Source organism: Mesorhizobium sp. M5C.F.Ca.ET.164.01.1.1 (genome assembly GCF_004792125.1).
Classification (GTDB): domain Bacteria; phylum Pseudomonadota; class Alphaproteobacteria; order Rhizobiales; family Rhizobiaceae; genus Mesorhizobium; species Mesorhizobium wenxiniae.
In genome coordinates this window covers 1,292,074-1,303,958 of record NZ_SRTG01000001.1, presented here as the reverse complement: position 1 = coordinate 1,303,958, position 11,885 = coordinate 1,292,074, and the positions used below count along the sequence as shown (strand labels likewise).

Sequence of the window (11,885 nt, the reverse complement as noted above, 5' to 3'; positions counted from 1 at the left end):
AACAATGCAGGTACGAGAGGCAAAGGCGAGCTTTTCCGCGCTCGTGGAGGCGGCGGAGAATGGCCAGCCTACGATTATTACCAAGCATGGCAAACCTGCCGCGGCGGTCGTGCCGATCGCAGAGGCACGAAAGCTTTACCCTGACCGCAACGATGATTTTATCGACTTTCTTCTCGCATACCCTGGCGGTATCGAACTTGAACGAAACCAGTCGACGCTCAGGGATTATGATTTTTGAACGGGTACTTGCTCGACACCTCCGTGCTGTCGGCATTCGCGCCTGATCGCGCAGCGCTTTCGCCTACCTTTCAAGGTTGGCTGTCACGGACCGGCAGACGCCAAACCTGGTATATTCCGGCTATAGCCGCTGCTGAAGTCCAGAAGGGCGTTGCCAAGTTGAAGCGCGCCGGCGGCGCCCAACGAGCCGAGCGCCTTGAGCGATGGCTTGACAGCCTGCTGACTGAATTCGATGAGCGTGTCTTGTCAATAGGCTCCGCCATCGCCCGACGAGCTGGAGAAATGGAAGACGCGGCGATCGCTCGTGGGCGCAGCCCTGGCCTGCCGGACGTTCTCATTGCCGCAACGGCTGTTGAGCACGACCTGACGATCTTGACTGCCAACAACCGTCATTTCGAGGCCCTCAAGGTCGCAAACCTCAACCCATTTGGTGCGGAACCCGAAGCCTAAGCGGATTCCGCAAAAGTGTCCCACGTTTTGCGATCAGAACCTGCGATAAACAAAGGAATCTAAGCAGACATTCGTGGAGCAATCCACGAATGTCTGCTTAGCTCCAAGCTCACAAAAAGCTCTGCGGGTCGATATCGACCTGCACCCTGACCGAGCCCCGTATCTTCGGTCCTTCGGCCAGCATGGTGCGAATGAACCCCTGCATGTCGGCGCGCCGCTCGCCCTGGATCAGCAGGCGAAAGCGATGGCGGCCGCCGATCAGCGACAGCGGCGCCTCGGCCGGGCCGAGCACGAACAGGTCGGAGGCCTGGGGCGCCGCCCGCCGCAGGCCGCGGGCGTGCCCTTCGGCTTCCGCCCGCGTCGCCGCGCTGACGATGACGCCGGCGAGCCGGCCGAAGGGCGGCAGCGCCGCCCGCTCGCGCTCGGCGATCTCGCGCTCGTAAAAGGCCTCCGCATCGCCGGAGACGATCGCCCGCATCACCGGATGGTCGGGCTGGAAGGTCTGCAGCAGGCCAAGGCTCTTCTTGCCGGTACGGCCGGCGCGGCCGGTCACCTGGCTGAGCAGCTGGAAGGTGCGCTCGGCGGCGCGCGGATCGCCATTGGCCAGGCCAAGATCGGCGTCGACCACGCCAACCAGCGTCATGTTGGGGAAATTGTGGCCCTTGGCGACGAGCTGCGTGCCGATGACGATGTCGGCCTCGCCCTTGGCTATGGCTTCGAGCTCTAGCCTCAGCCGCCGCACGCCGCCCATCAGGTCGGACGACAAGACGATGGTGCGGGCGTCGGGGAAATGCGCGACGACCTCTTCGGCGATGCGCTCGACGCCCGGCCCGCAGGCGACCAGATGGTCGAGCGTGCCGCATTCCGGGCAGGCCTCTGGCCGCCGCTCATTGTGTCCGCAATGGTGGCAGACGAGCTGGCCGCGAAAGCGGTGCTCGACTAGCCAGGCCGAGCACACCGGGCAGCCGAAGCGATGGCCGCAGACCCGGCACAGCGTCAGCGGCGCATAGCCGCGCCGGTTGAGGAACAGCAGCGACTGTTCCTTTTTCTCCAACGTCTGCCGCATATGGCCAAGCAGCAGCGGCGACAGGAAGCCGCCGCGTGCCGGTGGAGCGCGGCGCATGTCGATCGTCTTCAGGTCGGGAAGCGCCGCCTCGGCGAAGCGCGCCGAAAGCACCGCCCTGCTGTAGCGGCCTTGGCTCGCATTGACCCGGCTTTCGACCGACGGTGTCGCCGAGGCGAGCACGACCGGGAAGCCGCCGATATGGCCGCGCACCACCGCCATGTCGCGGGCATTGTAGAAGACGCGGTCTTCCTGCTTGTAGGCCGGGTCATGCTCCTCGTCGACGACGATCAGCCCGAGTTCCATGAACGGCAGGAACAGCGCCGAACGCGCGCCGGCAACGACGCGCACGCCACCTTCCGCCACTTGCCGCCAGACGCGCTCGCGCATCCTTGGCGGCAGGTCCGAGTGCCATTCCGCCGGCTTGGCGCCGAACCGTTCCTGGAAGCGCTCGAGGAAGGCATGGGTCAGCGCGATCTCCGGCAGCAGGATCAACACCTGCATGCCACGGTCGAGCGCCGCCGCAACCGCCTCGAAATAGACCTCCGTCTTGCCCGATCCGGTCACCCCGTCGAGCAGCGTGACGCCGAATGCGCCGGCCGCGACATTGGTGCGCAGCATATCGGCCGCATCGCTCTGGTCCGGCATCAGCGAAGGCTGGGCGTAGCCCGGGTCGGGTGCTGCGACCACCGGTCGCGGCGGGATCATAACGGTATCGAACACGCCTTGCGCTTTCAGCCCGTCGATAACGGTCGACGAGACGCCGGCCGCATGCGCCAGCCCGGACCGCGTCCAGGCGAGCCCGCCTTCGGCTGTTTCCAGAACGCGCATCCTCGCGCCCGTCATCCGGTCGGGTTTCGCGAAGGTGCGTTGCAGCCCTTCGATCCACGGTTCCGGATCGAAGGCCTCGGGTGCCCTGAGCAGCATGCGCGCCACCATGCCGGGCGGCGACAGCGTGTATTGCGCGATCCAGTCGACGAAGCGGCGCATGGCGCGGTCGATCGGCGGGCAGTCGAAGACCTGTTCGATCGGGCGCAGCTTTTTGGCATCGACCTTTTCGACGGCGCCGTCCCAGACGATGCCGGCGACCTGGCGCGGACCGAGCGGAACGCGCACGATCGAGCCCGGCACCACGCGCATGCCGGCGGGCACGGCATAGGTGTAGGGCCGCTCGGCGGGCATCGGCACCAACACCGGCGCGGCTGCGACAAAGGGCGAATCTTCGATCATGAGGCGTGACCTTGCCCCGAGTTTCGTCTAGATCAAAGTCCGACCCCAAATGTGCATGACATGCACATGAAAAATTCTTCAGGAGACCGTCATGAAATTTTTTGTCGACACCGCCGATGTCAAGGAAATCCGTGAGCTGAACGATTTGGGGCTGCTCGACGGCGTCACCACCAATCCCTCGCTGATCCTCAAATCCGGTGGCAAGATCGCCGACGTCACCAGAGAGATCTGCGAGATCGTCAAGGGCCCGGTCTCGGCCGAAGTCGTCGCCACCGAATACACGGACATGATGGCGGAGGCCAAGATCCTGGCCAGGATCGCCGATAATGTCTGCATCAAGGTGCCGCTGACGCTCGACGGCCTGAGGGCCTGCAAGGACATCCGGTCGGAGGGCCGCATGGTCAATGTTACGTTGTGCTTCTCGGCCACCCAGGCGCTGCTCGCCGCCAAGGCCGGCGCCTCCTTCATCTCGCCCTTCGTCGGCCGCATCGACGACAGCGGCTGGGATGGCATGGAGCTGATTGCGGATATCCGCACCATCTACGACAATTATGATTTCCAGACCGAGATCCTGACCGCCTCGGTGCGCACGGTGAACCATGTCAAGCAGGCCGCACTGATCGGCGCCGACGTCATCACCGCCCCGCCGGCGACGCTGAAGGCGCTGGTCAAGCACCCGCTGACCGACAAGGGCCTGGAGCAGTTCCTCGCCGACTGGGCCAAGACCGGCCAGAAGATCGGCTGAAATTAGAGGGTCGGCTGAAATTAAGACGCCGCGTTCCCGTAAAAAGGCCGAGCAATCGGCCTTTTTTGTGCGCGAGCACCTCGGCGTAGCCGGAACGTCTCGATCCAGGCCGAAAAGTTTTAACCCGCCACCGTCTTGCCGTGCTTGACCAGATCCTGGGCGATCGACAGGCGCAGCAGGTCCGCCAGTTCGCGCGCCGCGCGGTTCTCGGCGTCGATTTGCGCCCGGTAGGAGGCAAATTCCTGACGGGGCTTATCGAAGGACGACACTATCGAGCGCCTGCCGGTCGCGATGGTCTTGCCGGTCTTGGCGTCGGTCAGCACATAATTCGCGGTCAGTGTCACCGTGCCCGCTGTTGGCTCGTCGTCATCGGTCGTGACCCGCACGGTCGCAGCTGATTCAACAAGTTCGGTAACGCCGAGATCGAGCGAATAGGCGGGCGACGCCGGCTCGCCCGCGCCCTGGCCAAGCGCGAAGATCAGATTGTTGCGGACCTGCTGGGCGTAGCGGGTGTTGACCGGCTTGACCGAGATGGACCCGAGTTCGGCGGCAGCGCCAACTTGTGAACCGGCCGACAGCGGCGCGCTCGAATAGAGCGGGCGAACCGTGCAGGCCGAAACCAGCGCGACCGAAGCGACCAGGCCATACAGCGCGGTACGGCGCAGCAAATGCGCCACTTCTGTCTTCCTCGGATCAGGCAACGACATTGACGATCCTCTGCGGGACGATGATCACCTTGCGCGGTGCCTTACCTTCGAGCGCTTTCTGCACGAAGTCGAGAGCCAGAACCGCTTTTTCGACGGCACCTTGGTCCGCGTCGCGGGCAATTGTCAAATCGCCGCGTTTCTTGCCGTTGACCTGGACCGGCAGCACGATCTCGCTGTCGACGACAAGTAACGGATCATAGACAGGCCAGGGCCGTTCGGCGACCAGATCGGTGCCGCCGAGCGTCTGCCAGCATTCCTCGGCCAGATGCGGCATCACCGGCGCAATCAGATGCACGAGGATGTCGACGGCTTGCCGGCACGCAGCCTTGAGCGCCGGATCGGCCTTGCCTTCGGCCGCCTCGTTGAGCGGCGTGGTGAGCGCATTGGCGAGCTCGTAGATGCGGGCGATGGCACGGTTGAAGGCGAGCTTTTCGATATCCTCGCCGACCGATTTCAACGCCCTGTGCGCGGCCTTGGAAACAGTCCCTGCCTCGCCCTCTCTCGCCGCTGCCGGCTGGATTCCGGCGAGCGATTCGGCAGCCGTCGACACCAGGCGCCAGATGCGCTGGATGAAGCGGTGCGCGCCGGCAGCACCTTCGTCGGTCCATTCGACGTCACGCTCGGGCGGCGAGTCCGACAGCATGAACCAGCGCGCGGTATCGGCGCCGTAGCCGTCGGTGATCTCTTCCGGGCTCACCGTGTTCTTCTTCGACTTCGACATTTTTTCGAGCGGGCCGATCACCGCCTCTTCGCCGGTCGCGATTTCGATGGCCCGGCGATTGCCGTCGACGTCCTCCAGCCGCACCTCGCTGGGCGCAAGCCAGCGGCTGTTGGAGCCACTGCCGACCCGATAGGTCTCGTGCACCACCATGCCTTGCGTGAACAGGCCACTGAACGGCTCGGCCAGATCGACATGTCCGGTCTCGCGCATGGCGCGGGTGAAGAAGCGCGAATAGAGAAGGTGCAAAATGGCGTGCTCGATGCCGCCGATATACTGGTCGACCGGCAGCCATTCGGTAGCTGCCTTGGGATCGGTCGGATCGTTGGCCCAGGGTGCGGTGAAGCGCGCGAAATACCAGGACGAATCGACGAACGTGTCCATCGTGTCGGTTTCGCGGCGTGCATCCTTGCCGCATTGCGGGCATTTCACATGCCGCCATGTCGGATGGCGGTCGAGCGGATTGCCCGGCCGGTCAAACTCGATGTCGTCCGGCAGCCTGACCGGCAGGTCCGCCTTCGGCACCGGCACCACGCCGCAATCCTCGCAGTGGATCATCGGGATCGGGCAGCCCCAGTAGCGCTGGCGCGAAATTCCCCAGTCGCGCAGGCGGAAGTTGACCTTGCGCTCGGCCACCGGCCGATTGCCGATGGTCTTTTGTTCCAGCAGCTTCGCCACCTCGTCGAACGCCTGATCAGGCTTCATGCCGTCGAGGAAGCGCGAATTGATCATCACGCCGTCGCCGACATAGGCCTCTTCGATGATCTGGAAGTTTCCCTGGTTCTCGCCTTCCGGCATCACCACCGGAATGACCGGCAGGCCGTATCTGTTCGCGAAGTCGAGGTCGCGCTGGTCACCGGACGGGCAGCCGAAGATGGCGCCGGTGCCGTACTCCATCAGCACGAAATTGGCGACATAGACAGGCAGCGTCCACGCCTCGTCGAACGGATGGACGACGCGGATGCCGGTATCGAAACCCCTCTTCTCGGCTGTCTCCAGTGCCGCCACTGAAGTGCCCATATGGCGAACCTCGTCGATGAACTTGGCCAGCGCCGGATTGCTTTCGGCCGCCTTCTTCGCCAGCGAATGATCAGCTGCGACCGCCATGAAGGAGGCGCCGAAGATGGTGTCGGGCCGCGTCGTGTAGACTTCCAGCTCATCTTCGCCGTCGACTGGAGTGGCCAGCGGCCAGCGGATCAGCAGGCCTTCCGAACGGCCGATCCAGTTCGCCTGCATCAGCTTCACTTTTTCCGGCCATTCGTCGAGGCCTTCCAGCGAGTCCAGCAGATCCTGCGCATAGTCGGTGATCTTGAAGAACCACTGCGTCAGCTCGCGCTGTTCGACCAGCGCGCCCGAGCGCCAGCCGCGTCCGTCGATGACCTGCTCGTTGGCAAGCACAGTCATGTCCTCCGGATCCCAATTGACCTTGGAGGATTTGCGCGTCACCAGCCGCTTCTCGACGAAATCGAGGAACAGCATCTGCTGGCGGTGGTAGTAGTCGACATCGCAGGTGGCGAATTCGCGTGCCCAGTCGAGCGACAGACCCATGACCTTGAGCTGCTCGCGCATGGCGGCGATGTTCTGGTAGGTCCAATCCTTGGGATGGACCTTGTTCTGCATCGCCGCGTTCTCGGCCGGCATGCCGAAGGCATCCCAGCCCATCGGGTGCAGCACGTTGAAACCCTTGGCTCGCTTGTAGCGCGCCACCACGTCGCCCATCGTGTAGTTGCGGGTATGGCCGATATGGATGCGCCCCGACGGATAAGGGAACATCTCGAGCACGTAGTATTTCGGGCGCGGGTCGTCGTTGTCAGCCTCGAACAGCTTCTTGGCGTCCCAGGCCTTCTGCCATTTGGGCTCTGATGCGCGCGGATTGTATCGTTCGGTTGCCATCGGATGTTTTTCACTTAAAAAGCAGGCGCGAACGGCCGGACAATGCCCGGCGGCTCAGGAAATGTCGTCGCGGTGTTCACCATGGATTGCCGGACCCGTCAACTGCGGCGATCCGGTGAGGATAGAAACTAGGGGCAGATATAGGCATGGCGAGCGCCGTCGAACAGTTTTTCACGATCAAGGCGAAGATCACCGCCGCCGAGCGCGAGGCAGGACGGCAAGCCGGCGCGGTGACGCTGGTCGCGGTCTCGAAGACCTTCGACGCCGCCGATATCAGCCCGGTCATCGAAGCCGGCCAGCGTATCTTCGGCGAGAACCGCGTCCAGGAAGCACAAGCCAAATGGCCGGCGCTGAAGGAAGCCTTCCCCGACATCGAGCTGCATCTGATCGGTCCACTGCAATCGAATAAGGCGAAGGAAGCCGTCGCGCTGTTCGACGTCATCGAGACGGTCGATCGCGAGAAAATCGCTGCCGAACTCGCCAAGGAAGTCGCCAGACAAGGCCGATCACCAAGGCTCTACGTTCAGGTTAACACCGGCTCGGAACCGCAAAAGGCCGGCATCGAACCCCGCGAAGCCGTCGCCTTCGTCACCCGCTGCCGCGACGTCCACGGCCTCGCCATCGAAGGTCTGATGTGCATTCCGCCAGCCGATGAGAATCCCGGTCCGCACTTCGCGCTGCTGGAAAAGCTCAGCACGGAGGCAGGTGTGGAGGAGCTTTCGATGGGCATGTCCGGCGACTACGAAACCGCGATCGCCTTCGGCGCGACAAGCGTCAGGGTTGGATCGGCGATTTTCGGCAGCCGCTAGCGCTTGTCGGGAAAAAGAAGTCACTGGCGGAATATCTTCTGACCGGTCCGGTCTGGGATGATGATTTTGCCGAGGAGGTCAACCGTCGCACGGGTACGATGATCCGCGACATCGACCTCTAATGTACCTGCTTGATACGAGCATCGTTTCGGATGTGCAGAGGCGTCTGCCCAAGCCGACCGCCTGGCTAGCTTCTGTGGATCCGGCCTCGATCAATCTCAGTGTTATTACCCTCGGCGAGATCGAACGGGGGATCGCCAAGTTGCACAAGGTCGATCCCCGAACGCGGAATGCGGCTCGACCTCTGGCTGCGAGAGCTTCGGCGGGACAATGCCGACCGGATCCTTGCAGTCACTGAAGATGTCGCGTTGTCGTGGGGTCGCATCTCGGCTGGCCGCACCCGAGGCAGCGCCGACATGCTCATCGCCGCCACCGCAGTCGTCCACGACCTCATTCTGGTTACGCGCAACGTCGCCGATTTCGACGAAACCGGGGTGACGGTCCTCAATCCTTGGACAATCTGACCTGTTCCCCACTACGCCGGATCGTCGGTCGCGGAACTTGGTCCAGAACCACTAGGCCGTTACGCCAACAATTGAAACGAACCGTATCGTTCCTATATGGGCCGGGTTATCCAAAACTTTCCGGAGCTGCACCATGCGCTATAATCAACTTGGAAACACGGGGATGTTCGTCTCCGAACTTTGCCTCGGCACCATGACCTTCGGCGCCGCAGGCGAAAACGCCCAATGGGGCCTGATCGCCAGCCTCGACCAGGATGGCGTCGACAGGATCGTCGAGCGCTCGCTCGCCGCCGGCGTCAATTTCTTCGACACGGCGGACGTCTATTCCTTCGGCGCATCGGAACGGCTTCTCGGCCAGTCGCTGAGGAATCTCGGCATCAAGCGGCAGGATGTGATCATCGCCACCAAGGTCCATGGCGCCATGGGCGACGGCCCCAACCAGCGCGGTTCCTCGCGCGGCCACATCATGGACTCGGTCGAGGGCAGCCTCGAACGGCTGCAGCTCGACCATATCGATCTCTATCAGCTTCACGGCACCGATGCGGTGACGCCGATCGACGAGACGCTGCGGGCGCTCGACGATCTGGTTGCCAGCGGCAAGGTCCGCTATGTCGGCGTCTCGAACTGGGCCGCCTGGCGCATCGCCAAGGCGCTTGGCATTGCCGACCGCAAGGGCTTTGCCCGTTTTGAGACCGTGCAGTCTTACTATTCGATCGCCGGCCGCGATCTGGAGCGCGAGATCGTGCCACTGCTCAACGAGGAGAAGCTTGGACTGATGGTCTGGTCGCCGATGGCGGGCGGTCTGCTCTCCGGCAAATACGGACCCGGCGCGCCCGGCAATGGCGAGGGCCGTCGCGCCAGCTTCAATTTCCCGCCGGTCAATGAAGACCGCGCCTGGGCGGCGGTTGCTGTCATGCGCGAGATCGCCGGCAAGCATGGCGTCAGCGTCGCCACGGTCGCTTTGGGCTATGTGCTGGCCAAACCCTTCGTGATGAGCGTGATCATCGGCGCCAGCCGCATGGAGCAGCTCGAACAGAACCTTGCCGCCACCGCGTTGAAGCTCGACGGCGACGATCTTGTCCGCCTCGACGAGGTCAGCGCGCTGCCGGCTGAATATCCGGGCTGGATGCTCGAGCGTCAGGCAGCGGGCCGGCGTCCGGCGCCCTTTGCGCCGAACAAGTAATTCAATCTCAGCTTCGATTTGATGTTTCGGGAGCCGGCGGGCTCCCGATCTTTTTTTGGCTCAGGTCAGCCGGACAGTCTCGACCAAAAAATCGAGAAAGGCCCGCACCCGCGCCGGCAGATGCTTGCCCTGCCCGACATAGACAGCATGGGTGAGCTCCTCGTCGCCGGGGTTGAAGTCCTCCAGAAGCGGGACCAGCCGCCCGGCGGCGATATCGGGTTCCACATGCCAGCGCGCCAGCCGGGCGATGCCAGTGCCCGAGAGCGCCATCAGCCGCATCGCCTCGCCGTCGCTGACCAGCGCATTTCCGGTGATCGGGACAATGAGGGCCTCGCCGGCCGAGTCGACGAATGGCCAGCCGTCGACATGGCGCACGAAGCAGAAACCCATCCGGTTGTGATGATCGAGGTCGGCCGGCGTTCGGGGTGCGCCGTGCTTCCTTAGGTAAGGTGGCGCGGCGACGACGACCACCCGGCTCTGCCCGAGCTTGCGCGCCACCAAACGTGATTCACCGAGCGGCCCGGCGCGGATGGCAACATCGGCGCGCTCCTCCATCAGGTCGATGACATTGTCGGTCAAAACCAGATCGATGGCGATTTCCGGATAGCGTTCGAGAAACCGCGGCATGAGCGGGATCAGCCGGTGCTGCCCGAACGGCACGTAGCTGTTGACGCGCAGCCGTCCCCGCGGGGCGGCACCGGCCGCCGCCTCGCGCTCGGCTGCCGCCATGTCGGCCAGGATACGCACGCCGCTGTCGAAGAACGCCGCTCCTTCCGGTGTCAGTTGCAGCTTGCGTGTCGAACGGCTGATCAGCCGCGCGCCAAGACGGGCCTCCAGCCGCGCAATCAGCTTGCTCACCGCCGACGGCGTCATGCGCAACATCCGCGCCGCAGCCGAAAAGCTGCCCGCCTCGACGACGCGGACGAATACTTCGATCTCGCCGGAGCGGTTGATGTCGGGTCTCGCCATTCGTGAATCTATTTCACAGACAATGTGCCCGGCGCAAGGCTGGTTCACAGCACATCCCGACACGATCTTCCGGGTCGGGGCGTGGGAGGACACGGCGTCCCAACGTCAAAAACGACCGTGATCGAAGTGGGAACCGCCATGCCTCTTGCTCTTTATGCCCTCGCCGCCGGTGCCTTCGGCATCGGTGTCACAGAATTCGTCATCATGGGCCTGCTGCTCGACGTCAGCACCGATCTCGGCGTCTCGATCTCGGCCGCCGGCCAGCTGATTTCCGGCTATGCCCTGGGCGTGGTCATCGGCGCGCCGTTGCTGACGATCGCCACCGGCCGCTGGCCGCGCAAGACCGTGCTTCTGACGCTGATGGCGATCTTCACCCTGGGCAATCTCGCCTGTGCGTTGGCCCCCGACTACTGGACACTGATGGGGGCCCGCGTGCTTACCGCCTTTGCCCACGGCACCTTCTTCGGTGTTGGTTCGGTCGTTGCGACCGGGCTGGTTGCGCCCAACAAGAAGGCCTCGGCGATCGCCCTGATGTTCACCGGCCTGACCATCGCCAACATCCTCGGCGTGCCTTTCGGCACATGGCTCGGCCAGGCTTTCGGCTGGCGGGCGACCTTCTGGGCCGTAACCCTGGTCGGCATCGTCGCCTTCGCCATCATTCTCCTGCTGGTGCCGCGTAGCCAGGCGGCGCTGGAAAAGAGCGACCTGCGCGGCGATCTCGCGGTGCTCGGCCGCGCGCCGGTTCTGCTTGGCTTCGCCACCACCGTGCTTGGCTATGCCGGCGTCTTCGCCGTCTTCACCTATATCGCCCCCTTGCTGACCGAGATCACCGGTTTTGAGGAAGCAGCCGTGTCGCCGATCCTGCTTGTCTTCGGCGGCGGCCTCATCGCCGGCAATCTGCTTGGCGGCAAGGTTGCCGACCGCTGGCTGGTGCCTTCCGTTCTCGGCAGTCTCGTTGTGCTGGCGCTGGTGCTCGGCACCATGACCTTCGCCCTGCACAGCCAGGCGATGGCCGTCATCTATGTCGGCCTGCTCGGCGCCGCTGCCTTCGCCACCGTAGCGCCGCTGCAGATGTGGGTGCTGGAAAAGGCTGAAGGCGCCGGCCAGAGCCTCGCCTCGTCCTTCAACATCGCCGCCTTCAACCTCGGCAACGCCGCCGGCGCCTGGCTCGGCGGCGTGGTCATCGCCCACGGTCCCGGCCTCGGCGCTGTCACCTGGGTCGCGGCGCTGCTGCCGCTCTCGGCATTAGCCGTGGCGGTGCTGGCGCTGCGCCTCGACCGCAGCTCAATGCTCGGCGAACCGGCATCCGCCCGGTCGTGACGATCCCAAACAAATCCAAAATACAAGGAGCAAAACC

Annotated in this window: 10 protein-coding genes and 1 pseudogene; 7 read left to right on the top strand and 4 right to left on the bottom strand. The window is 64.0% G+C overall.

What is annotated here, in order from left to right:
• The first annotated feature begins 4 nt into the window (after positions 1-4).
• A complete protein-coding gene (locus tag EN807_RS06255) occupies positions 5-238 on the top strand; it encodes a type II toxin-antitoxin system Phd/YefM family antitoxin (RefSeq protein WP_348640242.1) in 234 nt (77 codons plus the stop codon).
• Between the two features lie 8 nt (positions 239-246).
• Entirely contained in the window at positions 247-687 is a 441-nt protein-coding gene (locus tag EN807_RS06250; RefSeq protein ID WP_246684019.1) for a type II toxin-antitoxin system VapC family toxin, read from the top strand.
• 109 nt (positions 688-796) lie between these two features.
• Here EN807_RS06250 and EN807_RS06245 read toward each other — a convergent pair whose 3' ends face one another.
• A complete protein-coding gene (locus EN807_RS06245; RefSeq protein WP_135934290.1) occupies positions 797-2,980 on the bottom strand; it encodes a primosomal protein N' in 2,184 nt (727 codons plus the stop codon).
• Positions 2,981-3,071: 91 nt separating this feature from the next.
• Here EN807_RS06245 and fsa point away from each other — a divergent pair, with 91 nt between their 5' ends.
• Entirely contained in the window at positions 3,072-3,725 is a 654-nt protein-coding gene (gene fsa, locus EN807_RS06240) for a fructose-6-phosphate aldolase (protein WP_029349054.1), read from the top strand.
• A 119-nt stretch (positions 3,726-3,844) separates the two neighbouring features.
• Here fsa and lptE read toward each other — a convergent pair whose 3' ends face one another.
• Both lptE and leuS read right to left on the bottom strand, forming a co-directional pair.
• Positions 3,845-4,432 (bottom strand): LPS assembly lipoprotein LptE, encoded by a 588-nt coding sequence (gene lptE / locus EN807_RS06235; RefSeq protein WP_135934289.1) that lies wholly within the window; start codon positions 4,430-4,432, stop codon positions 3,845-3,847.
• Entirely contained in the window at positions 4,419-7,043 is a 2,625-nt protein-coding gene (gene leuS / locus EN807_RS06230) for a leucine--tRNA ligase (protein WP_135934288.1), read from the bottom strand. Before leuS ends, lptE begins: the two co-directional genes overlap by 14 nt.
• 146 nt (positions 7,044-7,189) lie before the next feature.
• Here leuS and EN807_RS06225 point away from each other — a divergent pair, with 146 nt between their 5' ends.
• From EN807_RS06225 to EN807_RS06210, 3 genes and pseudogenes are all read left to right on the top strand, one after another.
• Positions 7,190-7,852 carry a YggS family pyridoxal phosphate-dependent enzyme gene (locus EN807_RS06225; protein WP_135934287.1) on the top strand — a complete coding sequence of 221 codons (663 nt, stop codon included), beginning with the start codon at positions 7,190-7,192 and terminating at the stop codon, positions 7,850-7,852.
• A 121-nt stretch (positions 7,853-7,973) separates the two neighbouring features.
• Positions 7,974-8,376: pseudogene (locus tag EN807_RS06215) on the top strand (type II toxin-antitoxin system VapC family toxin).
• 133 nt (positions 8,377-8,509) lie between these two features.
• Complete coding sequence (locus EN807_RS06210; protein WP_135934286.1) at positions 8,510-9,559, top strand: aldo/keto reductase; 1,050 nt, start codon at positions 8,510-8,512, stop codon at positions 9,557-9,559.
• A gap of 60 nt (positions 9,560-9,619) precedes the next feature.
• Here the strand turns inward: EN807_RS06210 and EN807_RS06205 are convergent, their stop codons facing one another.
• Positions 9,620-10,528 carry a LysR family transcriptional regulator gene (locus EN807_RS06205; RefSeq protein WP_135934285.1) on the bottom strand — a complete coding sequence of 303 codons (909 nt, stop codon included), beginning with the start codon at positions 10,526-10,528 and terminating at the stop codon, positions 9,620-9,622.
• Between the two features lie 138 nt (positions 10,529-10,666).
• Here EN807_RS06205 and EN807_RS06200 point away from each other — a divergent pair, with 138 nt between their 5' ends.
• Positions 10,667-11,848 carry an MFS transporter gene (locus EN807_RS06200; protein WP_135934284.1) on the top strand — a complete coding sequence of 394 codons (1,182 nt, stop codon included), beginning with the start codon at positions 10,667-10,669 and terminating at the stop codon, positions 11,846-11,848.
• Positions 11,849-11,885 lie beyond the last annotated feature (37 nt).